The following is a 26,247-nucleotide window of genomic DNA, read 5'->3' as shown; positions in this document are numbered from 1 at the left end:
CAAGTAAGGGTCTTGCGGCTTCTTGTTCCCGCTGGAGTCGCCGCCGTGTGAATAACTTGCTAAAAATCAACAATGACATATAACATAGCCTTATTTTAAAAATGTGCCTTAGGATAGGGGCTATTCATCATCGAGTTTAGTAATGCAATTGTTGGAATGCTTCATGAATAGCGTTCCATCAGCACCACTCCCTTTCCTATCTTTAGACCATCTCTCTCTTTAATTGAACCTTTGTATTTTTCTACTCCTCTACAAAATGTCATTTCGATAAATAACTTCTACTCGTTCGTCACAATATAAAACAAACGTAAATAGAAAGGGTGTGTACATATGAATAATTCCAATACTCAAACCTTTCCCCCACAACATCAAGATCGTCAACCTGGCCGAGAATCGGAGATGAATCCGAAGCCGACGAGTTTTGTCGACTATGATCCAACGAAAGGAAAATTAGCTGGAAAGGTAGCTCTTATTACAGGAGGAGATAGCGGTATCGGAAAAGCAGCGGCCATTTATATGGCAAAAGAAGGGGCTGATATCGCCATTGTTTATTTTGATGAACATAACGATGCGAATGAAACTAAAACCATCATTGAAGGAATGGGGAAGCAATGTCTCCTTTTTTCCGGTGATATAGGGAGTGAAACGTTTTGTAAAGAGGTCGTTCAACAGACGGTGACTCATTATAGGAAGCTAAATATTCTTGTCAATAACGCCGCAGAGCAACATCCGCAGTCATCGATTGAGCAGATCTCCGCGCAACAATTAGAACGCACGTTTCGAACGAACTTTTTCTCCTATTTTTTTATGACAAAAGCCGCCGTTCCTCATTTAACAAATGGGGATGTTATTATCAATACGACATCGGTCACCGCCTATAAAGGGCACGAACAATTAATCGATTATTCGGCAACGAAGGGAGCCATCGTTACGTTTACTCGTTCATTAGCCCTTTCACTTATCTCTCAAGGTATTCGGGTGAACGGGATTGCTCCAGGGCCGATTTGGACTCCCCTCATCCCATCGACATTTCCAAGTGAACAAGTAGCGACATTTGGCAGTAATACTCCGATGAAGCGAGCGGGACAACCGTACGAACTTGGACCTGCTTTTGTCTTTTTAGCGAGCGAAGATTCTAGTTACATGACGGGACAAATTTTGCACATCAACGGCGGAGAGATTGTCAATGGGTAAAATTAATTCCTAACAAAAATAGAGTTGGGAATCAACCTCCTGATTCCCAACTCTATTTTTTCTTATGAAGTTTTACGCTTTCTTCTTTTTGTTACGATTATAATAAAAATAATAAATAAAATATAAACCGACGCTAAAGTAATAATAAACGGATAATTGATGCCAGTTTTATCTTCTAAAACATACACTTCCGCCGTTTCGCGGTCAAGAATAATCGTATACTCTCCGTCTTTGGAACGGACTAAATCTTCTAAAATCACTCCGCGCAATTCTTTATTATTTTCGAGTTGCTCCGCTGTTAATGTGACCGACTTCGATTGACTGGAATTATTGATAGCTACGACAACGGTTTGTCCATCGTATTCCCGCTTATAAACAGCCATCCCATTTCCATCAAATAAAACTTCAAACGTTCCTCTTGTTAAAGCCGGAAAGTTTTGTCGAATTTGTCCGAGGATAGAAACATAGTCAATTAATTCTTTATCCACCCGGAAGCTCATAAAACGACGGTTGTCTGGGTCTTCCCCTCCATCTAACGCAATTTCGGAACCATAATACACAATCGGGATTTCAGGACCAGTAAACAAATACGTTAAGGCAAGTTTCCAGCGTGTACCTGGATATTGTTTTTCAAGGACGATATCCCTTGTAAAACGCGGTAGATCATGATTATCGAGAAACGCCCCCATTAAATACGGCTCTTCATAATATTGTTCATTTTGCGCCAGCTGATCAAAAATGGAGGTTAAAGGCACATCTGGTTTTGCAAATACGTTCCGTAATGGCTTGTTTAATGGATAATCAACAAACCCATCAATCCCGGCTTGTTCATATTGGCCAATATAACTAGGATCGTTCGACCAAACTTCCCCTAACAAGAAAAAGTCATCTTTTACGGCTTTCACTTCTTTCGAAAATTCTTTCCAAAATTCAATCGGTACATGCTTCACGGTGTCTAAACGATAGCCATCAATATCGGTTTCTTCAATCCACCACTTTGCTACGTCAATTAAATAATCCCGAACTTCTTCTTTTTCTTGCGCTAAATCAGGTAAACCAAAAATCCAACCTTGTTCGATTTCCTCTTGATTGTTCCAATTAATAATTTCTTTTTCTTCATGGAACCAATCTTTTTTTTCAGGATCGTCAAGCCATGGGTGATTCGGACCAACATGATTCACTACAAAATCGACAATCACTTTGATTCCACGAGCATGGGCTTCGTTTACTAGCTCTTTAAATTTGTCAATGGTACCAAAATGCTCTTCCGTATCATAAAAATCTTCGACCCAATATCCGTGATAGCCACCGTCCACGTTTTTCATAATCGGCGTGAGCCAAATCGCTGTAAATCCCATCTCCTGAATGTAATCCAACTGGTCAATAATTCCTTGAAAGTCTCCCCCTTGGTAAGCATACGGATCCTCTGTATTCACATTATAATCATTTGAACGATCACCATTATGAAAACGGTCAATCATAATAAAATAAATGCTCTCATCTCGCCAGTTCCGTTCCTCGTTAAGTTGTTGCGCAGAGGCCGGACTTGTTATACTGACGATTAAACAGGTGATAAACAACCAAATCAAACGTTTCACCCTATATTCCTCCTACCCGTATTGTCACTTCGTATTTAAGATTAGCTGTTTCCGAACGTGCCGTCAAACAAAAATCGGTAATAAATTCTCTTTTTCAGTTAAATCTCAAGCTATATACCACATTCCCCCAAAAAAAAACTGCCTCACTGGACAGTTTCGTACTTAACTTTCCACCAACTGAATATGATATTTTTCAAACCAGACATGGATTTGTCCAAAGTAAGCTAATAGTTGCGGACCAGTCATTAATTGTCCAAACCACGGCACTTGAATCGAACTTCCTTTTGATTGCACAAGATCTTGTAATTGCTTCTTATCAAACAATTCATATAAAACGGTTGACGAATTTTTTAAAATATCGTTTAACCATGATTGTACGAGTTGAGTATATTTCGGATGATGCGTTTTCGGATAGGGACTTTTCTTCCGATACAACACGTCTTCTGGTAAAATTCCTTCTAGTGCTTTTCGTAAAATTCCTTTCTCCCGGTTGCCGTACATTTTCCATTCCCATGGAATATTCCACACATATTCTACAAGACGGTGGTCAGCAAACGGGACGCGGACTTCTAAACTTGCTCCCATACTCATTCGATCTTTTCGGTCGAGTAACGTAGTCATAAACCAGATTATATTTAGATAGAATAATTCTTTTCGTTTCCGTTCGACTTCGGATTCATTATCTAGAATAGGGGTTTCATGTATCGTTTCATTAAATTTTTGTTGAATATAGTCCTGTAGCTTTAACTTTTGACTCCATTTATCGTTTAGCAACCGTTGTCTCTCGTTGACCGAACGCATCCACGGAAAACTATGATTATTCTCAGTCCCTACTTGATGAAACCACGGATAGCCACCAAAAATTTCATCAGCACATTCCCCTGAAAGGCTTACAACGAAATCCTTTTTTATTTCTCGGCAAAACCACAATAGGGACGAATCGACATCCGCCATTCCAGGTAAGTCGCGAACTTCGACCGCTTCTATGAGTTCTTTAAACAACTGTTCTTGAGAAATGACACAACGATGATGATTCGTTTGAAAAGCTTGACTCATTAACTCAATCCAAGGTTGATCAGCATTTGGTTGAAATACATTCGATTGAAAATATTCATCATTGTTTTCGTAATCAATGGAATACGTATGAAGTGTTCCTTTTCCTTCCTCCTGAAACGTATTTGAAGCAATAGCGGTAATTGCACTGGAGTCGACTCCACCTGATAAAAATGTGCATAGCGGAACGTCTGATACAAGTTGCCTTTTCACCGCATCAGTTAATAAAAAGCGAACATGTTCAACCGTTTCTTCAAATGTATCCCGATGGTACTTGCTACGAACATTCCAATAACGCCACACCTTTACTCCTGTCGGCGAGACGGTCATCGCATGTGCTGGTCGCAGTTCTTCAATCCCAACAAACACACCTGTTCCTGGACTTCTTGATGGACCTAACCCAAGCACTTCTGACAATCCGTTACGGTCCAGTTTGGGCTGTACCTCTTTATGTTGTAAAATCGCTTTAATTTCAGATCCAAACAAAACGTCGTTTCCTCGCACGCTATAAAATAAAGGTTTAACACCAAGACGATCACGCCCGATAAATACTTGACTTTTCTCTTCATCCCATATCGCAAAAGCAAAAATTCCATTTAAAAATTCCACGCATTTTTCACGCCACTCAATATAGCTTGTAAGCAAAACTTCTGTATCAGAATGACCGTTGAAAGAATATCCTTTAGTAAGGAGATCTTTCCGTAAATCTTCTGTATTGTACAATTCCCCGTTATAACAAATAACGAACAATTTGTTATGATGGTGTTTCTCCATCGGTTGTTTTCCGCCGATTGGATCAACGACAATTAAACGCTTATGACCAAAAGCAACATGTTGATCAATAAAGTAGTTTGTATCATCAGGGCCACGCTTTGTTAATGTAGCGGTCATTCGTTGCAAATTGTCCATTTCATTCGTTAACACTCTTTTAAAATTAATCCATCCCGTAATTCCGCACAAAAAATCATCACCTCTTGTTTTTAGGTATGTGAACATGTTTCATCATATGCATTCGTCTAGAAATAGTTAATCATAGACAATGAAAAACCATCACATGATTGTATGAAATGGATGAAATTGGTCAAAAACATGGATAGACAGATTCGTAAGGAGAGAATCAGAAATGAATCATCAACAGCGGTTACAACTAATTGAACACCAATCGAGAGCTTTTACTGAAGGAACCGTCGAATATATTAATGATGAGTGGATTTTTTTTGATGAAGAAGGGGACGAAGCGATTCTACTTAACCAATATGTAACCGAGGAAGTAGAAGTTTTACGTGCAAACAAATGGGTACGAGGAATTTTACAACAAGATGCAACGGTGCAACTAAAAGGAACAACGATCTCATTACAAGATAATGATCAACTCCGTATTCGAAAACACCTAATATACTCGTTAGAAATATTATTAGAAGAAATCGATGATGATGCCTTCATTCAATTTATCACGACTTTAAATTCAATGAATTTTTCTATCTATGATTGCATCTATTGTCATAACCATCTAGCCTATCTGCAAAATTATTCGATTAAGCAAGGAGTCAATATATTGATTTTCGACAACTCGGAAAATGTATGTGCAGTCCATCATCATTTTAGTTATGGAAAGAAAAAGCAAGATCGTTTTGAATATACATTGAATACGGGCAAACGTATTGTCATTGAAAAATTTAATCGTAAATAGTTTTTTCCCCTAAGGTGTATGGTTATAAAAAAACGAATGACCTTCCTTTACTTAGGAAGCCATTCGTTTTTTTATTTTTCAATCGACTGCTTAGACCGATATAATTTTTGAAATTCGTTAAGAAAATCATTCGGCTTTAATGGCGGATAAATATAAAAACCTTGTCCGTATTGACAACCGCTTGCTTGTAATAATTCAAGCTGATCTTTTGTTTCGATTCCTTCAGCGGTAATGGACATATCTAGTCCTTTCCCCATCATGATGATTGATTGTACAATGGCATAATCTTTTCGACTTTCTCCAATGTGTTGAATAAACGTTCGATCAATTTTTAAGTTATTGATCGACAAATTTTTTAAATAGTTTAAAGACGAATAACCAGTACCAAAATCGTCAATCGAGATTTTCACACCAATCTCTTGCAGTTGTTCAAACGTTTTGGTCGCGTGTTGAAAATCATCGATCATGACGCTTTCCGTTAACTCCAGCTGTAAATGATTTGGAGGTAGTTTTGTTTCGAGTAATGTCTCGTACACGATATCCGTAAAATAAAGCTGTTGGAACTGTTTCGCTGACACATTGACAGACACTGATAAATGATTATAGCCAGCGTCGTGCCATTGTTTTGTTTGCCGACAAGCTTCTTTAAGGACCCAGTTTCCAATTTCATTAATCATTCCTGTCTCTTCTGAAATCGGGATAAATTGGGCTGGAGAAATAGGCCCAAGTTTTGGGTGATGCCAGCGAATAAGAGCCTCGGCCCCTATCCATAAGTTTGTTTGAAAACAGACAATCGGTTGATATACAATCGATAAATGTTGTTCCTTTATAGCATTTCGTAATTCATTCTCTAATTGTACTCGTTGAACCATGTGTTCATACATTTCATGAGAGAAGAGGACGATTTCGTTTCGCCCGCTCTGTTTTGCTTTACTTAAGGCCACATCGGCATGTTTGAACAAGGTAACCGCATCATGAGCATCTTGTGGATACACGCTAACCCCAATACTGACTGTTATATATAACGTATGTTGCCCAACGTAGAACGGTTTTTGAACCACAGTAAAGATTTGTTCTCCAATGCTTAAAAGATCGTCTCGACTTCCAAATGAAGTGATGAAGATCGAAAACTTATCACTATGAAAGCGACCTAAAAAGGCATTCGTTGGTAAAGCGCTCTTAATTCGTTCACCAATCTGCCGTAAAAGTTCGTCCCCGGCAACATGTCCATACGTATCGTTTATAAATTTAAATCGATCTACATCTAAAAACATGACTGCACAGGCTTGGTGTTTCCCTCGTCCGATCGTGTTTTCCAATCGTTCTGTAAATTTGGTCCGATTTGGAAGACCGGTTTCCTTGTCATAATACGCTAATTGAACAATTCGTTCTTCATTTTTCCGCTGCACGGTAATATCCCGGCCGACTCCGTATATACCGACGCATTTTCCGTTGATCGTTATTGGAATATTCTTGATTTGAAAAAGGGGCATGTCCCCTCGTTTCGTTGGGATATGTATATCATATACTTGCTCTATCCCTTTTTTCGCCCCGTAAAAATGCCGTTTCACTCGTGGAATGTCTTCTTTACGAATAAATTGAAGAGCAGATTTTCCGATAATCTCTTCTTCCCCATAACCGAAAGTATGAATGAATGTCGAATTGATACTAGTAAATCGTCCCTTTAAATCGGTGGAATAGATAAAATCTGTATTGTTGTCAAATAACGAACGATAATACTCTTCAGAAATAACCATGTTTTTATTTAGCGCATGAATATCATCCGCGGAAGCATTAATAAGATGAGTTAGCGCGATCATGGAATTTAACTCCGGAGTTAATACGAACGAAGGATCAAATTCTTTTTTCCTCTTCTTCACTTCCTTCGATTCCGAAATAGCAACATAAGTTAATGCCTGAGAAAGTAGTCTCGGAGGAGAGTTGTTATCGACTACAGCAATTTCCCCACATGAGAAAAAGCCGTTTACCGGAACGAGTTGCCGGAGAATCTGTAATTCTTGTTGAACGAGAGGGCGAAAGCTTTCTCTACGAGCTACACAATTATAAATAAATAGTGTCTCTACAGGAATTTGCATTAACTCTTTAACCGCCCGTTCCGACACTTCAATTATTTTTTCAAGATTCGGGAAAGCAATCGAAATACTTTCCCCTTCTTGTAATTTCATACTTAAGTATAGCGAGCCGTCAGGAGTAATTTCTTTAATAAACACAGGTCTCATTTCACCATTTCGTACAATAAAGAAAGGAAATTCCGAACCAAACGAAGGAAGTCGCTCCACAAAACGTGTTCCTAAATAACGGCGCAGAAAAGGAATTGGACGCTGATGTTCAATTCCCGATAACACATGTCCGTCTACTTTTGTCACTTTAAAGGACCTGCCAATTTGTTGCCATTGCTGATTAGCTAATGTATGTACGAATAAGTCTTTATTATTAATAGCAACCGCTACAACTCCTTGATTAGTTGCAGCATCCTTAGTAAACACCATTTCGCCATTATACTCTCCATTCGTACAAGCAACTCCACCGGCAACAATCACATCACTACATTCCGTGTAAAAACCGTCAAGCATGGATTGAAGATGTAATCCAGTATAGGTACAAAATATTAGAACGAGCTTTGTCTCTAATGAAATAAGGGACCTGGCTATCGCTTTTCCTATTTGTTCACTAGATTCATAGGACGCACAATCAAACATTTGTACATCGAGTTCTGTTTTTTCAAAAATGGTAAATGACAACCCGATTTTTTCTTCTACCATTTCCCCTGCCACGATTTCTCCAAACGATGTGCATCCGACAAAAACAGCTTGCGGAAGATGAGTTTTCATTAATTGTTGCAACTTAGGAATGAAATGTGTCTGTGACCGTCCAACAAATGCTTGTACTAAAATAGAAGGGTATAAGTCTAATTCATGATGTTCTATAAACGTTAGCAATTCTTCTTCGTTTTTATAGAAGCAACTAACTGTTTTTGCCATTTGATTCACCACTTCTTACTTTACTACTAAAAAAATACCATATTTTCTAATTGAAATATACTAAATTTATTGAAATTTACAGAACGGTTAGTTATATCAATGAAAGTAAATCTTAATAAAAATGCACCGAGTATCACTCGATGCTTTGTTGTGGGTTATATTCACTATATTAGAAAAATTAAAACCCTAAAGGAAGCTTAAATCCTAAGAATAGTACAATCACAAAGACAATGAAAAATCCGATAAGCAATCCGTTAATATTTTTTCCTTTTCCTTTACGAATAAGCACCATTTCCATCAAGCCGATCAAAACGATGCCAAGCAATCCTTTCATTCCATAAAGCATATGATCGATGCTTGAATAAAAGTAGAGTAAATAGCCTCCGGTTACCAATATAACAAGGTAAAGAGCTCTTAAAATCATTTGAACGATATTTGCCGCTCTATCCTTTTGTTGATTATGTAAGCTGATGCCAACAAAAAATAATATGATGGCTAATAACCATGCGGTAATATGGGCATGTGTCATGTATGTTCCTCCTTTTAGATTGCTACTTTATAAATTGCTACTTTTTTTATCATATCATATTTACTTTTTCCACTTGAACAAAAGTATTGACAGTTATTTAACAAGGTTGGATAACGTACCGATCTTTTCAATCGAAATATCAATTCGATCACCAGAAACTAAAAACTTTGGTGGCTGAAATCCTTTCCCAACCCCTGAAGGTGTTCCTGTCGCAATGATATCTCCTGGTTCTAATGTCATTCCTTTTGAAAGAATAGAAATAATTTGTTGAATGGAAAACAAACATTGTTCGGTTGAAGCAGATTGTCGTATCTCCCCATTTACTCTCGTTTCGATATGTAAGGCATTGGGATTTTCGATTTCGCTCGAATGGACAATCCATGGACCAATGGGACCGAACGTATCGAGACTCTTTCCAATAAAATATTGCTGATGGCGTTGTTGAAGATCCCTTGCTGTTACGTCATTGATTATCGTATAGCCAAAAACGTACTGGAGCGCTTCACTTTCTAAAATGTTTTTTCCTTTTTTCCCGATTACTACGGCTAATTCCCCTTCATAATCGACTTCGCTCGTGACCCCTTGATGCGCATCAATTGGTGTACAGTGACCAATAAGAGCTGTCGGATTTTTGGTAAATACAATTAATTCTTGCGGTATGTCCTGCTCACTTCCCATTTCAATCGCATGGTCCCGATAATTTTTTCCTACACACATCACATTTTTCCGAGGAATAACTGGAGGCAGCCATTGAATTTCACTGAGTGCATGTTGAGCGATGGTAGTATTTTGAAGCTGTTCACCATACAACATTAATTCGTTTACCCAGTGCAAAAATTCCTCTCCGTGCTGAATTCCTTCAAAAAGGGAAACGTAGGAACGTTCTGTATCTGCCTGTTGTTGTAAGACTGTCAAATCCCAGACGATTCCTTGTTCGGGAATTGCGACTCCGTAATGAACTTCCTCTTCGACTAAAAATGAACAAAATTTCATTTCTCCCACCCCTATTGTACTAATGGTTTTATCCTTTTTTTAGCGGAATCCTTTGTCGATAGGTGACCAGCCGCCATAGCCACTCCATAGGCCCTCGTTGAAACTTCCATAGCCACCATTCACTAGCTACTACTTGCATCAGATATATACTGATGACGATGAAGACACATGTACTTAAGGAAACATTACCATATAAACCAAGCCCGTAGCTATAAAAAATGATGGAACTAACTATGGACTGAGTTAAATAATTAGTAAGTGACATTTTTCCAGTAGCGGCGAATGGGTGCCCAAACCGATGGATGGGCTTAAACGATACCATCCACACGATGAATGCCCCATAGCCAATTGCTAAAATAGGCCCGCCAAATATATCTTGGACATACATCCATACATAGTTGCCCTCAAAAACATAAGGAGTCATTTTTAACAGGAAACCAATGGTCATACATATGATTGATGTGATCCCCCAATGTGTTCTCCATTCTACAACCTTTTCGACCCATCTGTATTTTCCGACAGCCGCTCCAAAAAGCATAAACGGAAATATCGTGGATACTAACATAATGATCGATTGAGGTCCATTGACGTAATACCAATCCATCCAACGCTGGCGAGTAATTTCCATAAATGAACCAGTAGTATACACTTCAATCGATTGCTTAACATTTTCGATATCCGTCCATATCGTCACTTTGTATGGATTGACTAATGATACTCCATATAAAGAAACAAATAATAAGCCATTAATTAAAAAGAATAATAACCCACTCGTCCATAAAAGTGCCTTTGGTGAAACTTTGATGAAAAGAATGGTGAACAATCCAATTAACGCGTACGTAATCAAAATATCTCCAAACCAAACAAACGTTACGTGTAATATACCAATCAACAACATCATCAATAACCGTCTTGTTGCGATTGAATAAAAGGGCACCCCACGTTTGATCGAGCGTTCATACAGCATATATAGTCCCATACCAAACATCATTGCAAATAACGGATAAAAACTTCCTTGAACTAAAATATCAATCCACCGAAATACTTTGCTATCCCCATAGTCCCACCATTCGTACGGATTCGTATACATTATTGGGGAGTGGAAAGATAAAATATTGACAAGAAAAATACCTAACAGCGACATCCCTCGGATCACGTCCAACGAAAGAATTCGCTCGTTCGTTTGCAATGGTTTCAAATGATTCATTTCTTTTCATCCTTTTCATAATCTTTTCTACATTCATAGGCGTATTTATCACACATTAACAACACCATCATACTATAAAACTAGAAAATGTATATAAGGATGTGAACGGTCATGCCAGCCTTAGTCGGTGCCGTTCAAGTTATCAGCATTGGTACTGGAGGGGTTTTTAATATCGGCGATGTGTTCCAAATACAACCGTTATCCTCTGCCAAAACCTACTCTGGCGCTGGTTCATTTAATACTGGTGACGGCTTAAACGTATACAATCATCAATCTGCAACGAATACGTTCGATCCGGACGTTGTAGACCAAGCAAATGCCTTTAATGTTTAATAAACGCAGGTGAACATCATGAACATTTATGTTACGCAAACGATCAATATCCACTCGATAAAAATTGGCAGCGTGAGCAACTCTTCAGTATTTCAAATCGGAACATCGGGAATTATCAAGCCTGCCTCCTATTTATACAATACCGGGGGATTTATCAAACCCGCCCCTAGGCCGAAAACATTAAACGGACCGGTTCCAATAAGTCCGATCGCCCAACCACTTGTTCCATTCAATCCCTAGTTAGTCCCCCTCTTCCAATAAAAAGGGAGGTGAAAGGATGGACTGGTACAACCAAATTACAAATATACAACAATGGATTCAAAAACAGCATAAACAAATTCAAACTTTAGAAAAAGAAATTGATAAGTTAAAAAACCAAATCAAACAAATGAAAGAATCACCTGCCATCAATATCGAGAAAATAGAATATAAATTTGATCAACTGAAGATCGAACGATTAGACGGCACATTAAATATCGGTCTTACACCAAATGGACTATCTGAGATTGAAGAATTAGCTGTTCCGAATGGTGGGTTTCCACATCAACCTGTTTTTTATCGCCAGTCAGAAGCCATCTTGGATCGCCTTCAACAAACGATTGATCACGATATTGAATCGATTATTCAACAACACGAACAACAAATGGAAAAGCCATTAGATTCTCACATCCATCAACTTATTAAAGACGATATTAAAAAACAGCTTCCACAACGTATCAATTATCACCTACAAACACTGATGATGGGCCAATCCCGAGATTATAACGAACAGCAACTTGAACAAGAATTGCTACAAAAAATTATGAATGATATCCGACAAGGAGTTTATCATTTTATTTCTCACTTCCCACAAAACATGAAAGGAGTTTCTGACAAATGAATTTGCATGTTGAAAATCACGGCATAAACGTTGGATCGGTACGAGTGATCGGAGTATCGAGTTCCGGCTTATTGTTAGTCGGCGATGCTGAAACGATTCAACTCGCTGCCACCTTTGATACACCACCCGAATCATTAATCATTGGTCCCTTTGTTCCATTGGCCCCAGAGTGATGCCTATGTATAAACGATATTCGATTGTGGATTCAGTTGAAGCCAACATCGTATCCTTCGCTTCCGTTTTTGAAATCGGAGACTCTAACCGCATTTTACCTCGGGCAAACGTGTTAGCTGTCCAACGTGAAAAAGAGCTATTCTTTGGAAACGAAGGGAACTTTGCGCAATTTTCAGTCTTCAACGAACCGATCCCCTTCCTCCCTATTACAGAAAAGGTTACGATGTTAAAAAATGACCTAAATCCTGTCATTCATGTTAGAAATATCAACATTTTAGGTGTCTCTACATCATCTGTTTTTCATATTGGCAGTACTTGCTTTATTTCTTCAGAAGCAAGAATCAAGCATATTCGCCAATTATTAAGTGAATGAACTCTTTCTGTTTAACTGCATACACTATCACTAGATATCATATGAAAAGGATGTTTTTCATGCCAGCTATTGTCGGTCCTGTTCAAATTTTAAATGTTGGTGGAGGCACAGTCCAGTTTGGTGACGCGGCGGTTATCTCTCCTAAAAGCGCCTCAAAATCAACTAGTGGATCTGGTGGTTTTAATACCGGTGCGTTTATCGGGACAGTAACTGGATTTAGTGTAAACACCACGTTCGATTGCAATGTTATTGACCAGCCAATTACAGGGAATAATTAACAGGAGAAAGGAAGAAACCCTTTCTCCTGTTTTTACTTCTACTGTACCGAAACCACTTTTATAAAGAAAGTAAATGTCCACCGTCAAAGAAATATAAATACTTTTCTATTATTGGTTGTTGTACAATCTGCTCCACCGCTTGGGCATATAAGGCGATTTGCGTCTCGTATCGTTTTTGCAGAATTGGTTTTGCCTCCGCAAATCCTCCTAGAAAACGATCCGTAATGGCATCGGTCTTATAATCGAGCAAAATCAATTGATCCTTTTCTTTTATTAAACAGTCAATAACTCCTTGAACTAAAATGGTTTCCGAATCCCCTTGCCAATCCGGATAAATGTCAGTAGCTGGAACTCCAAAACTAAATGGGATTTCTCGAAGTACATGATCGGCTTGCAAGATCCGTTTACCAATTTCTGTATTAAAAAACGTTAGAATTTGATAAGGGTCAATAACAGCCTTTTGTTCTTCTGATAATATTTCACATCGAACTAAATCATAAAGAAGGTCTTCAATGGAAGAAATGGTTGGCTGTTCAGAAAGAGAAATATGCTGCATGACGACGTGCATCGCGGTTCCCTTTTCAGCCGGCGTTAACTTCTTTTCTTGTAAGAAAAGCGGGCGCTTAAAAATCGCCTTTTGCTTCATTTTACGCTGTTTCCATTGGTCACTACCCAACTCATCTGTCCATTCAAACAGTCGTTTTATTTCGGATACCGATTGTTTAGAACGATGTTTCGTTGCCGCCACATGGGTATATTGCCATTCCAAGCGAGTGTAAATGTCGTTTTTCCATAGGGAGGTAACGTCGATTGGTTTTCCGTTTTGTACGAGCGTTTCCCAATGAACCGCTTCTTCTTGTTCCTGTTCACCAGTATCGTTAAATTGTTGCTTGTTCACTAATTGAACTTGCCACTTGGAAGGATGTTGACGAATCTCATCAGCCAAACCGATTGCATCTTCTTGAATAAGGATTCGTCCATCAAGATGTCGAACAAGAGCCGGTCCAATCCAATCTAAATAGCAATTCGCCTTGGCTCGATCGTAATCATTTAATAGCCAAGAAGACGTTTGTAACGCATGTTTCCATGACTGTAAACTCTTTTCGGCTTTTTTCAAACTGCCAACAAGGATTAATTTTTCCTTCGCCCGTGTTAACGCTACATACAAAATACGCATTTCTTCAGCAATGAGCTCCATCCATTTTTTCCTTTTAAACGCAAGCTGCGGAAGTGACGGATACGAAATTCGTTTGTCAGGATGAATATAAGGACTAGCAAAACCATAATCTTTATCCAATAAATAGCCATTCATGATGTCCATTTTATTAAACGGTTTGCCTAATCCCGCGACAAACACAATCGGAAACTCTAACCCTTTGCTGGAGTGAATAGTCATTAAACGAACGACATCCTCTTGCTCACCTAACGCCCGAGCAGCTCCTAAATCGTCTCCGCGGTCTCTCATTCGTTCAATAAAGCGTAAAAACCGGAATAATCCTCGAAATGATGTGGCTTCGTATTGTTTCGCCCGATCATACAGCGCGCGAAGGTTCGCTTGCCGTTGCTTACCTCCAGGAAGCCCCCCAACAAAATCATAAAAGCGCGTATCTCGATATAATTGCCATATCAGTTCCGATAACGTCCCTTGACGAGCAATGGTTCGCCACTGTTCAAACTGTCGCAGAAAACGGTCTAGTTTTTCGTGAACGTATGGACCTTCTTGTTCTCGTAATTCGACAAACTGCTTTGCCGCTTCATAAAAACTTCCTTTTTTCGAATGAATGCGAATTTGCGCCAATTGTTCTTCATCTAGCCCGACAATCGGTGAGCGGAGAACAGCGGCAAACGGAATATCTTGATAGGGATTATCAATGATTTGTAGCAACGACAGCATAATTGATACTTCGGTTGCTTCAAAATAACCCGTTGACAAATTCGCGTATAATGGAATGCCTTCCTTTTTAAACTCTTCCATAATGGTTGGCGCCCATGGCATCGAGCGTAGCAATATGACTATATCTTTATAACGAATCGGGCGGTACGTCTTTGTTTTCGGATCAAAAATCGGATGTTCTTGTTCGATCAGTTCTTTCACTTTTTTGGCCATCAAACGGGCTTCAACTTGAGATTGTTCTAACTCGACTTGATCCAATATATCCGATGACTCGCTTCCTTCTTCTTCATGACCACTCGTCTCATCCGCGTGGTCAATCAAAATGACCTCTACCGGATAATCGTCGTCAGGATACGGTGCTCCTTTTACTAACTCCGCTTGCTTGTCGTACTCGATTTCCCCAACTGTCGTCCCCATAATTTGTTTAAAAAGAAAGTTCGTCCCATCTAACACTTCTTTACGGCTTCGGAAGTTTTTCGCTAAATCAATCCGTAGTCCGCTGTCTTTACCATCCGTCCGAAAGCGACGGTACTTGCTTAAAAACAAATTCGGTTCAGCTAAGCGGAAACGGTAAATCGACTGTTTGACGTCCCCAACCATAAATAAATTTCCTTTTTCTGATTTGACTAACTGAAGAATGGCTTCCTGAACCATGTTCGTATCTTGATATTCATCTACTAAAACTTCTTTAAATTTGTATCGATAGCTCATCGCCGCCTCCGAAGGAAGCAGCTCTCCCTCTTTCGCCTGTGGGTCACGTAAAATCGCTAAACAGTAGTGCTCTAAATCGTTAAAATCGACAAGCCCTTTTTCTCTTTTTGCTTCCGTAAAACGCACGTGAAACTTCTTCACCAAAGTGACTAATTCGGCAATAATCGGTTTCATTTCTCGCATATCGCGTAAGAAAAATTCGGGCTTCCGTGAAAATAAATCGGTTTTCAGCTTTTCGAGCATTCCTTTCGCTTTTTTACGTAGAGAATCACAATAGTCAACTAGCTCTTTATCGTATTCATCTCCTCGACACGATTTTGCCCGAGTAAATTTCCAAGCTTGCATTTCTACATATAGGTCTTCCCAAGAAGAATGTAAAGCTCGCTCAAGCCGTTCTATGATTTGTAAATCGTCGAGATAATTTTCCGCACGTGGCGCAGGTCCCCCTGGTTTTTTCGTTCCTTCGTATGCTTCTTGGAGGAATCGTTTTGCGCCTTCAAGCTGTAACTGCACATCTCTTTTCAAATAATCTATAAATGGCAAGTCATCAATCGTCGTTTTTTCTTGTACGTCATACATGTTTATTAGTTGGTCGAGCCAGCGGTCCGGTACAGGATGCGAACGGGAAAAGTCATAAATTTTTCGCACTAACGTTTGTAGCTCGACATCGCTTCGGTCATTAGAGAACGTATCCACTAACCGATAAAATCCGTCGTTTCCTTCTTTTCCATACTCATCTTCCATTAATTCGTCTAACACATCGTCCCGAATCAATTCTGCTTCTGTTTCATCGGCGATCCGAAAACTTGGGTCAATATCAATTAAGTAGTAGTATTTTCGAATTACTTCTAAGCAAAAGGAATGCAGTGTTGAAATGGACGCTTTATTGACAAGCGATAATTGGCGTCTGAGATGGGCCGAGTGCGGACGTTCAGCAATCGCTTTTTCCAATGCTTCCCGAATGCGGTGGCGCATTTCTGCGGCCGAAGCATTCGTAAATGTCACCACGAGCAGTTGATCGACATCAATGGGATCTTTTTCTGCTAAGATTTTCTGAATAATACGCTCAACTAAGACCGCCGTTTTTCCTGAACCAGCAGCCGCTGCTACTAAAATATCTCTCCCAGAAGCATAAATGGCCTTCCATTGGTCATCTGTCCAGGTGACCTCTTCTGGTTTAATCGGAATGTTCAGCTGGTCCATTGCCTAAGACCTCCTCTCGAATGACTTCCATCATCTCGTTCTTTTTCTTTGGTACTAGAATTCGGTAGTTGTTTTCTTCAAACGCTTGATCAAATTGACACACCTGTTTAAAGGAACAATATTGACAAGGTGTCCGATCTTTTAATTTGTATGGGGACAAATCGGTTACTCCTGATACGATTTGATTACCCGCTTTTTGGTACAGTCGACGAACGAATTGGCGTAAATGATAAAAGTCTTCTTTGCTCGCTGCTTTTGAAAAATAGTCAGATACCGTTCCATTTTTATTTAAACGAACAGGAACAATATGCGAGTCACCTGCTTCAATCGTTTCGTCCATTAATCGAATCGCGTCCGTGTCGTTCACAACAAGTCCGTTCATCTTAAAGCGTTTAAAGAGTTCACGTTCCAACTCTTCATCCGATAACCATTTGTTCGTTTTTACCATCGGGTTGTGTACGTGGAAATACAGCACCCCGGCTGGTAACGCTTGTTTACCAATAAGTTCTTCTGAATGAGAAACGACAATATCTAAGTACGTTAACATTTGAAGGGCTAACCCATAATACACTTCGGTTAAATCAATTTCTTTTGCACTCGACTTATAGTCAATAATCCGTAAGTAAATGTTGTCGCCATTTTCCGCTTTGTCCACCCGATCAATACGTCCCGTCAATTCCATTTTTGTCCCATTTTTTAGCGTAAAGGAAAATGGTGGTAGCGGCTCATTTCTACCAAAACCTAATTCTAATCCAATCGGTGCAAACCCACTCGCTTTCGCATGCTCGCTTAACACATACGACGCTTTAGACACGATTTGCTCTAGCTTTCTTTTAATATAGTGATGGCGATTAGAGCTTAATAAGATTTGATGTTGTAGTTTCGGTGCTAAAAAGGCAATCGCTTGTCTCGCCATATCCGCGCACTGTTCTTTCGTTAATTGCTTCCATGATAAGTTTTGGCGATTAATTTCTTCAGCAATCCACTTTAACGCTCCATGGAACATTTCACCGATATCTGGTGCTTCTAATCGATAAATTTCACGTTCTTTTAATTTCAGTCCATACGTTGCAAAATGGGCAAACGGGCAACTATGGAAGCGCTCCATCCGGGATACACTCGCTAAAATCGTGTCCCCGTAAAGAGATTTGCTCGTTTCTTCCGACAATCGTTTCGGGCGATTTTGATAAAATAAGCTCGATAAAATGTGCGTGGCTTTCTCTTTCCAATTCGTAGCCGTTACGTAATAGTTATATACATCCCACCAAAAGTCCGCCATTGGATAGTTCCGTTTTTTAAGCTGCAACTGGCTTGTTAAGTACGCAATCGCCGTATTGGGATGAGAAACATAGCTAAGTTGGTCCTCAGAGCGTAATTCAGACGGGTCATTCACGACTACTTGCTCTTCTAATTGTGGGAACATCTCATGGAATTTTTTCAAAAACGGCGAAGGTAAAAGGGCCCTCCCTTCTTCATCCGCTAAAGGATACGAAATGTACAACCGCTCTTCTGGAGTCGTAAACGCGGTATAAGCAATAAACTCCTCGTCTAAGAGCTTCATTTTACTGCTTGGGGCAATTTTCAATCCGTTTGTTAACAACCATTCCCGGTCCTCATCTTGCAAAATGCCATCATCGTCCAATTTCGCTGGTAAAACACCGTCGTTTAATCCGATGACAAAGGCCACTTTCACGTGGGACAAGCGGGATTGTTCCATATTCGCTACCAATACTTGGTCCATCGCTGGTGGAACTAATGAAAACCGCATGGATTCGAGTCCAGCATCTAATACAGTAATAAATTTCTTTAATGACATCTCATCCGATCCTAAAATTTCTACAAGTTGGTCGAGTAAGTCAATAACCGCATCCCATGCTTGTTGATGCTCGCGACTTTTTACTAAATCTCCTCGCTCGGTCGCTTCAAAGCTCATCTTTTCTAGTTTAGCTGGAATATCTAACTCTTCTAAATATAAATACAAGCTAGCGCACTTGTCACGAACGGTGGTTGCTTTTTTCAGGCGACGCGCTAGACGTAAAATTGGGGCGGTAATAAACAAACGCAACTCATTTAACTCATGTTCGATTTTCTTTTCTTCATCCGTTTGCGGAACTTCTTCGATTCCTCGAAATCTTCGATAAATCCACCGCTTCCTGCTCGTCCATTGCTCTCCTTTAATGCCATAAGCCAAAACATAGTTTTCTAGACGGTCCATTTTTTCCCGTAGTTCTTTTTTATTGCTTTGTAGTGGGAACAGCAAATCGGTTTTTACCGCCCGGAAAATCGGCTCATACCGCCAATGACTTTGAATCGTTTCTAGCGTAGAACGTAACAGTTCAATTAATGGATGGGTGTGCATCGGCCGCTTTTGGTCAATAAAGTACGGAATATCATAATCGAAAAAAATCGTTTCTAGTAAATCTTGATACACATTCCCATTTCGAATGAGTAGAGCGATGTCTTGATAGCGGTAACCATGTTGAGAGACGAGCGCTCGAATTTCTCGGGCTACAGCTTCAATTTCCGCCCGGCGATTTGCTCCTTGTATCACACGGATGCCATTTACTACTTTTTCGTATGGAACGGTTGGCCGGTGCTCAAATTGACTTTCGAGATGTTGGAGCACTTCCTGTCGAAAGCGCTTTGGTGAAGTTAAAATGACTGGTTCTTCCACACGAATTCCTTCTTGAATCGCCATCGTATAAAGGGTTTGATACGTTTCCCCCGTCATTCGGAATAAATGTAAATCATGCGGAGGTTCGGCTGTATACGGTTGGTCCACCGTTAAGGCAATTGAAACTCGGCGACACGTCTTCATCAGCTGTTGGATGACTAAGTATTCTTGTGGCGTAAAACTATGGAACCCATCAATATAAATATCCGCTCGTTGTAATTCTTCAGACTGTTCGATGGATTCAGCTAATAACCGGAAATAATCTTCACTATCAATATATTTGTTCACTAATCGCTGTTCGAACTCCTCATAGATTTTGTGTAAATCGTGCAGTTTATTTGCTAAGCTATGATTCTTTTTTTCTGATAATGTCTCTTTTTTGACCAACAATTCTTCCGGCTGTACACAATATCGTCGAAATTCGGTGAGCATCGTTTCCACTTGTTGAACAAAACCGGACTGATCAGCTGCTTGGCGAAAGAGCTTGAGCTCGTCTTTTTTGTCCTCAATAATTTTTCGAATAAGCATGTTTAATCCGGTTGAAGTTAAATGGTAGCGATTGATCCCACCTGTTTGTTGTAAAATGCGCCAGGCGAGGCGGGAAAAACTATATACTTGAGCGCGAATCATTCCGGCAATTTCCGGAGATTTCACTAATTGATATTCGGATAAAAACGTCATCTGATCTGGCACTAAATAAATAATCGGGTCGCCCATCGGCTCTTCTTTTAATTGATCAACAATTTCTCGAAGAAATAACGTCGATTTTCCCGTTCCAGAACGCCCAATCACAAACCGTACGGCCATTCCTCTCTCTCCTTTCCAACTCTAACAATCAGCGCTCTTTTTAGTTGATAGGTCTATTATAATATACATTTTTAGTTAAAGGGACAGTTAAAGGGACAGTCCCGCGCCACGTTAAAGCTTTAAAGTGGCGCGGGACTGTCCCTCATTACTTTGTCCCTCATTACTTTACATTATTGAGGTGTGTACACTTTCTTTTTACTTTCGATCATGATGGTTAAGCTGATTAATGTTACTAAAATGGTGGCACCCATATCGGATAGGATGGCGATCCATAAGGTGAGCCATCCGGGTATGGTAAGCAGTAACGCGATTAGCTTTAATCCTAAGGCGAGAGCGATGTTTAATTTAATGATTTTATTTACTTTTTTTGAAATACGGATGGCAGCTGGCAGCTTTCCTAAATGGTCTTGCATTAAAACGATATCCGCCGTTTCAATCGCACTATCTGTTCCTTTCCCCATTGCAATTCCTAAATCGGCTGTTGCGAGAGCTGGCGCATCATTAATCCCATCTCCTACCATCGCCACTTTTCCGTTTTTAATGAGCTCTTTGACTTTGGAGACTTTCTCGTCAGGTAAAAGATTAGCATAAAAATTCGTTAACCCTACTTGATTGGCAACCTTTTCAGCCGTCTTGTGATGATCCCCGGTTAACATGACAGCCTTTTTTATTCCAACTGAGTACAAATCGTTAATAATATGTTTACTTTCTTCTCGAATTTCATCGGTAATTCCAAATAGCCCTAATACTTTTTCATTATCCGAAACAATCACAATTGTGTATCCATCATTTTTAAGTTGGTTAATCGTCTCTAATATCTCTTTAGGTAATGGAAAATTTACACTTTTCTCGTTTCCTACTTTGTATGTGACACCATCTATGACAGCTGACACACCTTGACCAGTAATTGTTCGAATTTCTTCTAGTTCTGCATAAGAAATATTTTGTTCACTCAATTTTTCTGTAATTGCCTTGGCAATCGGATGAGAAGAATACTTTTCAATGGATCCAGCGATGTAATAAAACTTTTCTTCATCATAAACATACATTTTCTCCACATAAGGACGTCCCTTTGTTAATGTTCCTGTCTTATCAAAAGCGATCGTATCAATATTTCCAAGTTGTTCGAGGAATACGCCACCTTTTACAAGGATTCCATTCTTAGCATTCCGCGTAATTCCTGAAATGATCGCAATTGGAGATGATAGGACTAATGCACAAGGACAACCTACTATGAGTACAGCTAACCCTTGGTAAAACCATGATTCCCAATCTCCCCCAAAAAAGAGAGGAGGTATGAGCATGACAATAGCTGAAATCACCATAATAAGCGGTGTATAATATTTGGCAAATTGATTAATAAATTTCTCTGTTGGCGTCTTTGTTTCTTGCGCTTCTTCTACTAAATGAAGAATTTTGGCCAAGGAGGAATCTTTGTAAGCTTTTGTAATTCTTACTTTAAGAACTCCTTCATTATTAATACTTCCCCCAAGGACTTGTTCATTTGGTTCTTTTTCTACTGGCATCGATTCTCCAGTGATTGCCGCTTCGTTGACTGAACTTTTCCCTGATACGACCACTCCATCAGAAGGAACCGTTTGTCCTGTTTTTACAAGCACTAAGTCTCCTTCTTTTATCGTGTCGATTGAGACTACTTTTTCTTGACCATTCTCGATTAAAATCGCTTCTTTAGGAGCTACTTTTAATAACTCCTCCATCGATCTTCTTGCCTTTTCCATACCCATCCCTTCAAGTAATTCATTGACACCAAATAGGATGGCGACTAACGTTCCTTCTTTCCACTCTCCGATTCCAAAAGCGCCGACTAAAGCAATCGTCATTAACGTATCAATATTGAATTTGAGTTTTAAGAGGTTTTTAGCCCCTTTTAAAAAGGTTTGATATCCACTGGCAGCCGCAGCAACTAAATACATGATGGGAGGGATGCTGTTATCAAGCTGTGTATCGACGAAAATCGCGGTAATAAAAATGAACGTAGACACTGCAAGCAACAGCTTCATTCGATAATTATTAGGATGGGAATGCGCACCATTTTTTTCAGAGCGATTCCATTCATCATCTTTTATGATAAACGCACCATCAGAAGACAAAATTTTCTCTACTTTTCGCAAATCAACCCCTTCATTTAAAACAAGCTTGCTACTATGATAAAAAATTCTTGATCCTTTCCCGTTTTTTAATTTATTTATTTCTTGTTCCATTTCCCTAGCACAGTTGGCACAAGAGAGCCCTTTGATTTTATATTCGTTCATTACTAGCCCTCCAAACGTTAATGATGTCTTGCGTGATGGATGGTTTGCTGTAACATTGTCATTACATGATCATCATCAGCTGAATAATAAAGTGTGGTTCCTTCTCGTCTAAACTTCACTAAGCGCAAATTTTTTAAAAAACGTAATTGATGAGAAACAGTTGATTGTAAAAGCGATAATTTCTCGGCTATTTCATTTACAGAATGCTCTTTTTGCGCTAGTAAATGCAATATTCTTACCCTCGTTGGCTCAGATAAAGCTTTAAATGTTTGGGTGACAATAAACAACGTTTCCTCGTCAATCGATTCAAATTCTTCATTGGAAGTTTGGATTTCATTTTTCAATTCGACATCTTTATAATTTTTTGTCATCGTATCACTCCTACTATACTTCAATATATGAAAATATGTTCATATATTGCAAGTTAATAATAAAAAAATATCCTGTTTTTGTCAAACAAACTTAGTTCTTACTTTATAAAAAGATGGTAAATCGCATACAATAAGGTGCCTAAAGCAACTCCAACAATCCAACCTGTCATATGCAAATTTACATATTCATAAATCGTTCCTATATAAACAGATCCATAAAAACAAAAGGTCATTATAAATAATGAAAAGATGAATTTAACCCATGCTCGTCGCATGCCTTTACTTAGAATGGCCATCATTGCCCCTCCTTCTGCCAAATGGTGTAAAAATATTCCTTTCAATTGTGTTTGAGCGAAATGGAAATCAATTTTTGAAAGTACTCCGATTGAGATTCCAGTTGGGACACTATGAAAAATAAAACCTGCCAATAATACGATGAAAGGGAAGTTACCCATTTTAGATGTCACTTGATTTTTAAGTATGTGCTCAAAGGTCAAAAAGCCAGTTACAGCAGTTACACATCCAATAAATACACCAAGAAAATGGAATTCCTTAACAATATGCGGGATGTATTCCACTACAAGTAATAACAGCATACCACTACCCATCACCATGGTTATCATTCTCTTGTCCCTTGCAAAAAATAAATAGGTAAAAAAAGTGACCACCGCTCCTAACAATAAAGGGAATGTCACATATAATAGGACATAACCTACCATCACTTCACCACCTTGAACCCACACTTAACGGGCAGGTTTATTCTGTTTATCATATTCTAAGCTAGGACAAATATGTGTTGAAAACAGTTGAACAAACAAAATCCCCGGTACATTGATACCGGGGGTTACGTTACTTAAAACGTCATATCTATTTCGTTTAACGGCCAGTAGCGAACATTTACTGTCCCAACTAGTTGGTCGATATCGACAAATCCAAAATGGCGACTGTCGTAGCTTTTTCTACGGTTGTCACCTAAGACGAATACTTTTCCTTCTGGAACGATTTTTTCTCCGGTTAGCTCTTCCAAGGTAAAATCTCCAGTCAACTTGCCGCTCGTCGACTTCTTATATTTTTCCAAATAAGGCTCCTCAAATTTTTTTCCGTTCACATACAACGTATCGTCTACATATTGAATCCGATCCCCTGGAAGACCGATGATACGTTTCACATAATTATCATCATTATGATGAAACACAACTACATCAAATCGTTCCAAATCTAATAAACGTACTCCAATTTTATTGACCATTAATTTATTGCCATCATCTAACGTCGGCATCATGGATTTCCCTTCGACAATATAGCTTGAAAACAAAAACGTCCGAATGATAAAAACAATGATAATTCCAAGTCCAATGGCTCTCCCCCACTCGACCAGCTCCACTTTCCATTGTTCCTTCATCATTTCACTCTCCATTGAATCACTAGTCATTATGAACGTAGTTTTCTCTCACTATTTACTTGTATTTTTTTCTCGATTCCCTTACCAACTAACCACAATATAAAAATGATAATAATAACAACGACCGTTTTAAATGGTTGGCGAATTAAAGAAATGACATCATGTCCGATAAAACTAATGGTAAAAATCATCACCATTTTTCCTGCCAACACGGCAATCATATATTGAAAAAAGTGAATATTAGACAATCCAGCAACAATATTGATCAAGGCTGAAGGGGTAAACGGAAAACAAAGAACTAAGAAAAGAGGACCGAATCCGTGGTCTTCCACCCAGTTCATTAACTTTTTTACTTTTTTATGACGGTGGATAAACGCTACGATCCGCTGTTGCCCATATGTTCGTACGATTAAAAAAACAAGTAAGGCTCCCGAACAAGCCCCCACCCAGGAGATGAGAAACCCGAGCCAAAGGCCAAACGCACTTGCATTGGCCATAACAAATAAAAAAAGAGGTAAAAAAGGCAAAAAAGCTTCCAAAAACACTAAGAGAAATCCTGGAAACACACCGAACGAACGATAGTCTTGGATCCATTCCATCACTTGTTCTAAAGTTAATAAAGCTTTAATTGCTTCCATATCCATTGAGTATGTTTCTCCTTCATGACTTTGACCTATTATTCCATTTTTTGGTTTAATCTATCCTAAAAGTCCGTCCATTGTAATTAGTATTTTCTTTTTTCAATAGGCTATGTTATATGTCATTGTTGATTTTTAAAAAGTTATTCACACGGCGGCGACTCCAGCGGGAACAATAAGACAAGCAAGACCCTTACTTAGCGTTGCGAGGGAAGCGGCTTGCACCTTGCCCGCGGAAAGCGTCCGCCACAAGCGAAATGTTTACATATCAACAGTATCGTTTAACAGACATTCATGCCAAGTGTCATTGGCACATCGATGAATAAAATAACAGCAAAAGTTATCCACAGTTATTTTAGGGTAGAGCCTTTTAATAAAACTTGTGTGCGAAATATCCGGCGCGTTCTTTCCAGTTGTTTCATTTGCAGTATACCATATTTTCGTCCAAAGAGGCTTGGGGATACATTGAAATAACCGCAAGAAATGATTCTTGCGGTAAAGGTAATGCTGAAACGAATCTTAAATAACTATGAAGTTGTTTGATGCGCAGTGACGGTTTTCCACTGGGACATTAATCGTGGTTCGATTCCCCTTTTAAAATGAAAATCACAGTTCTGCTTGTTCAATTAGGCAGCGCAAATCAATGTCAGGGACGTGAGGAAAATGAGAAAATACCTTTCAGATTTTCAATCTATATAGAGGGAAATAATTACTTTGTCCGCTAAATGAAAGATTCTTTAATACCTTTTGAGATAATTCATTGTAGATTTTTTCGTCAAAGATGTTTTTAGCCATATAGTAATAATAGTTATTATTATTTGTAAACGAAGCCTTAAATTTAAAAAGATCATCATTTTCTTGGTATCCGCCGCCTAAATGAAGAGCTTTTAGTCCAAGAGATTTCGAGAGTTCTACCATCGCATCAAATAACAAGTTATTCGGTCTTAAAGGGAGGTATTCTGTTTTGGAG

The 26,247-nt window shown here is 39.1% G+C and carries 21 protein-coding genes and 1 pseudogene; 8 read left to right on the top strand and 14 right to left on the bottom strand.

The annotated features are described in order from the left end of the window. Positions 1-330 precede the first annotated feature (330 nt). Positions 331-1,194 carry an SDR family oxidoreductase gene (locus ABES52_RS09710; protein WP_429650962.1) on the top strand — a complete coding sequence of 288 codons (864 nt, stop codon included), beginning with the start codon at positions 331-333 and terminating at the stop codon, positions 1,192-1,194. Between the two features lie 62 nt (positions 1,195-1,256). Here the strand turns inward: ABES52_RS09710 and ABES52_RS09705 are convergent, their stop codons facing one another. Continuing rightward, positions 1,257-2,792 (bottom strand): alpha-amylase family glycosyl hydrolase, encoded by a 1,536-nt coding sequence (locus ABES52_RS09705; RefSeq protein WP_429650961.1) that lies wholly within the window; start codon positions 2,790-2,792, stop codon positions 1,257-1,259. Positions 2,793-2,954: 162 nt separating this feature from the next. Next, positions 2,955-4,805, bottom strand: coding sequence for an asparagine synthase (glutamine-hydrolyzing) (gene asnB / locus ABES52_RS09700; RefSeq protein WP_429650960.1), 1,851 nt, complete (start codon positions 4,803-4,805; stop codon positions 2,955-2,957). A 163-nt stretch (positions 4,806-4,968) separates the two neighbouring features. Here asnB and ABES52_RS09695 point away from each other — a divergent pair, with 163 nt between their 5' ends. Beyond that, positions 4,969-5,535: a DUF2777 domain-containing protein gene (locus ABES52_RS09695; protein WP_429650959.1), complete on the top strand. Its 567-nt coding sequence runs from the start codon at positions 4,969-4,971 to the stop codon at positions 5,533-5,535. Positions 5,536-5,606: 71 nt separating this feature from the next. Here ABES52_RS09695 and ABES52_RS09690 read toward each other — a convergent pair whose 3' ends face one another. From ABES52_RS09690 to ABES52_RS09675, 4 genes are all read right to left on the bottom strand, one after another. Further along, a complete protein-coding gene (locus ABES52_RS09690; RefSeq protein ID WP_429650958.1) occupies positions 5,607-8,537 on the bottom strand; it encodes a bifunctional diguanylate cyclase/phosphodiesterase in 2,931 nt (976 codons plus the stop codon). Positions 8,538-8,715: 178 nt separating this feature from the next. Further along, positions 8,716-9,066 carry a YisL family protein gene (locus ABES52_RS09685; RefSeq protein ID WP_429650957.1) on the bottom strand — a complete coding sequence of 117 codons (351 nt, stop codon included), beginning with the start codon at positions 9,064-9,066 and terminating at the stop codon, positions 8,716-8,718. Positions 9,067-9,159: 93 nt separating this feature from the next. Continuing rightward, a complete protein-coding gene (locus tag ABES52_RS09680) occupies positions 9,160-10,059 on the bottom strand; it encodes a fumarylacetoacetate hydrolase family protein (RefSeq protein ID WP_429650956.1) in 900 nt (299 codons plus the stop codon). A gap of 28 nt (positions 10,060-10,087) precedes the next feature. Further along, positions 10,088-11,266: a DUF418 domain-containing protein gene (locus ABES52_RS09675; protein ID WP_429650955.1), complete on the bottom strand. Its 1,179-nt coding sequence runs from the start codon at positions 11,264-11,266 to the stop codon at positions 10,088-10,090. Positions 11,267-11,377: 111 nt separating this feature from the next. Between ABES52_RS09675 and ABES52_RS09670 the strand changes: the two genes are divergently transcribed. The 6 genes from ABES52_RS09670 to ABES52_RS09645 are packed head-to-tail and all read left to right on the top strand — an operon-like array spanning position 11,378 to position 13,304. Continuing rightward, a complete protein-coding gene (locus ABES52_RS09670) occupies positions 11,378-11,599 on the top strand; it encodes a spore germination protein (RefSeq protein ID WP_429650954.1) in 222 nt (73 codons plus the stop codon). Positions 11,600-11,617: 18 nt separating this feature from the next. Next, positions 11,618-11,839 (top strand): spore germination protein GerPB, encoded by a 222-nt coding sequence (locus ABES52_RS09665; protein WP_429650953.1) that lies wholly within the window; start codon positions 11,618-11,620, stop codon positions 11,837-11,839. A gap of 37 nt (positions 11,840-11,876) precedes the next feature. Beyond that, positions 11,877-12,479: a spore germination protein GerPC gene (gerPC, locus tag ABES52_RS09660; protein ID WP_429650952.1), complete on the top strand. Its 603-nt coding sequence runs from the start codon at positions 11,877-11,879 to the stop codon at positions 12,477-12,479. Next, complete coding sequence (locus tag ABES52_RS09655) at positions 12,476-12,652, top strand: spore germination protein GerPD (RefSeq protein ID WP_429650951.1); 177 nt, start codon at positions 12,476-12,478, stop codon at positions 12,650-12,652. The genes gerPC and ABES52_RS09655 overlap by 4 nt, the downstream gene beginning before the upstream one ends. Positions 12,653-12,657: 5 nt before the next feature. After that, positions 12,658-13,026 (top strand): spore germination protein GerPE, encoded by a 369-nt coding sequence (locus ABES52_RS09650; RefSeq protein ID WP_429650950.1) that lies wholly within the window; start codon positions 12,658-12,660, stop codon positions 13,024-13,026. A 59-nt stretch (positions 13,027-13,085) separates the two neighbouring features. Further along, positions 13,086-13,304, top strand: a complete 219-nt coding sequence (locus ABES52_RS09645) for a spore germination protein (protein ID WP_429650949.1) — start codon at positions 13,086-13,088, stop codon at positions 13,302-13,304. A 58-nt stretch (positions 13,305-13,362) separates the two neighbouring features. On the opposite strand, the gene addA is transcribed toward ABES52_RS09645, so the two are convergent. From addA to ABES52_RS09605, 8 genes and pseudogenes are all read right to left on the bottom strand, one after another. Next, entirely contained in the window at positions 13,363-17,112 is a 3,750-nt protein-coding gene (gene addA / locus ABES52_RS09640; RefSeq protein ID WP_429650948.1) for a helicase-exonuclease AddAB subunit AddA, read from the bottom strand. Next, the gene (gene addB / locus ABES52_RS09635) at positions 17,087-20,593 is read right to left on the bottom strand and encodes a helicase-exonuclease AddAB subunit AddB (RefSeq protein WP_429650947.1); all 3,507 of its coding nucleotides are present in this window, start codon (positions 20,591-20,593) and stop codon (positions 17,087-17,089) included. Before addB ends, addA begins: the two co-directional genes overlap by 26 nt. A gap of 170 nt (positions 20,594-20,763) precedes the next feature. Then, positions 20,764-22,866, bottom strand: a complete 2,103-nt coding sequence (locus ABES52_RS09630) for a heavy metal translocating P-type ATPase (RefSeq protein ID WP_429650946.1) — start codon at positions 22,864-22,866, stop codon at positions 20,764-20,766. A gap of 17 nt (positions 22,867-22,883) precedes the next feature. Beyond that, a complete protein-coding gene (locus ABES52_RS09625) occupies positions 22,884-23,237 on the bottom strand; it encodes an ArsR/SmtB family transcription factor (RefSeq protein WP_429650945.1) in 354 nt (117 codons plus the stop codon). Between the two features lie 98 nt (positions 23,238-23,335). Beyond that, entirely contained in the window at positions 23,336-23,956 is a 621-nt protein-coding gene (locus ABES52_RS09620) for a ZIP family transporter (RefSeq protein WP_429650944.1), read from the bottom strand. Positions 23,957-24,090: 134 nt separating this feature from the next. Then, a complete protein-coding gene (gene lepB / locus ABES52_RS09615) occupies positions 24,091-24,639 on the bottom strand; it encodes a signal peptidase I (protein WP_429650943.1) in 549 nt (182 codons plus the stop codon). 29 nt (positions 24,640-24,668) lie between these two features. Then, the gene (locus ABES52_RS09610; protein WP_429650942.1) at positions 24,669-25,283 is read right to left on the bottom strand and encodes a TVP38/TMEM64 family protein; all 615 of its coding nucleotides are present in this window, start codon (positions 25,281-25,283) and stop codon (positions 24,669-24,671) included. Positions 25,284-25,955: 672 nt separating this feature from the next. Beyond that, positions 25,956-26,247 (bottom strand): annotated as a pseudogene (locus tag ABES52_RS09605) (GNAT family N-acetyltransferase); the annotation flags it as partial.

Source organism: Aeribacillus pallidus (assembly GCF_050478865.1).
GTDB lineage: Bacteria > Bacillota > Bacilli > Bacillales > JACDOC01 > JACDOC01.
The sequence above is the reverse complement of the archived record's forward strand: the minus strand, read 5'-3'. Positions and strand labels throughout refer to the sequence as shown.

What these genes read in the sequence shown, in the direction of transcription:
- ABES52_RS09710 (WP_429650962.1), top strand. Translation starts at nt 331, where the DNA reads ATGAATAATTCCAATACTCAAACCTTTCCCCCACAACATCAAGATCGT.
- ABES52_RS09695 (WP_429650959.1), top strand. Translation starts at nt 4,969, where the DNA reads ATGAATCATCAACAGCGGTTACAACTAATTGAACACCAATCGAGAGCT.
- ABES52_RS09690 (WP_429650958.1), bottom strand. Translation starts at nt 8,537, where the DNA reads ATGGCAAAAACAGTTAGTTGCTTCTATAAAAACGAAGAAGAATTGCTA.
- ABES52_RS09685 (WP_429650957.1), bottom strand. Translation starts at nt 9,066, where the DNA reads ATGACACATGCCCATATTACCGCATGGTTATTAGCCATCATATTATTT.
- ABES52_RS09680 (WP_429650956.1), bottom strand. Translation starts at nt 10,059, where the DNA reads ATGAAATTTTGTTCATTTTTAGTCGAAGAGGAAGTTCATTACGGAGTC.
- ABES52_RS09675 (WP_429650955.1), bottom strand. Translation starts at nt 11,266, where the DNA reads ATGAATCATTTGAAACCATTGCAAACGAACGAGCGAATTCTTTCGTTG.
- ABES52_RS09670 (WP_429650954.1), top strand. Translation starts at nt 11,378, where the DNA reads ATGCCAGCCTTAGTCGGTGCCGTTCAAGTTATCAGCATTGGTACTGGA.
- ABES52_RS09665 (WP_429650953.1), top strand. Translation starts at nt 11,618, where the DNA reads ATGAACATTTATGTTACGCAAACGATCAATATCCACTCGATAAAAATT.
- gerPC (WP_429650952.1), top strand. Translation starts at nt 11,877, where the DNA reads ATGGACTGGTACAACCAAATTACAAATATACAACAATGGATTCAAAAA.
- ABES52_RS09655 (WP_429650951.1), top strand. Translation starts at nt 12,476, where the DNA reads ATGAATTTGCATGTTGAAAATCACGGCATAAACGTTGGATCGGTACGA.
- ABES52_RS09650 (WP_429650950.1), top strand. Translation starts at nt 12,658, where the DNA reads ATGTATAAACGATATTCGATTGTGGATTCAGTTGAAGCCAACATCGTA.
- ABES52_RS09645 (WP_429650949.1), top strand. Translation starts at nt 13,086, where the DNA reads ATGCCAGCTATTGTCGGTCCTGTTCAAATTTTAAATGTTGGTGGAGGC.
- addA (WP_429650948.1), bottom strand. Translation starts at nt 17,112, where the DNA reads ATGGACCAGCTGAACATTCCGATTAAACCAGAAGAGGTCACCTGGACA.
- addB (WP_429650947.1), bottom strand. Translation starts at nt 20,593, where the DNA reads ATGGCCGTACGGTTTGTGATTGGGCGTTCTGGAACGGGAAAATCGACG.
- ABES52_RS09630 (WP_429650946.1), bottom strand. Translation starts at nt 22,866, where the DNA reads ATGAACGAATATAAAATCAAAGGGCTCTCTTGTGCCAACTGTGCTAGG.
- ABES52_RS09625 (WP_429650945.1), bottom strand. Translation starts at nt 23,237, where the DNA reads ATGACAAAAAATTATAAAGATGTCGAATTGAAAAATGAAATCCAAACT.
- ABES52_RS09620 (WP_429650944.1), bottom strand. Translation starts at nt 23,956, where the DNA reads ATGGTAGGTTATGTCCTATTATATGTGACATTCCCTTTATTGTTAGGA.
- lepB (WP_429650943.1), bottom strand. Translation starts at nt 24,639, where the DNA reads ATGAAGGAACAATGGAAAGTGGAGCTGGTCGAGTGGGGGAGAGCCATT.
- ABES52_RS09610 (WP_429650942.1), bottom strand. Translation starts at nt 25,283, where the DNA reads ATGGATATGGAAGCAATTAAAGCTTTATTAACTTTAGAACAAGTGATG.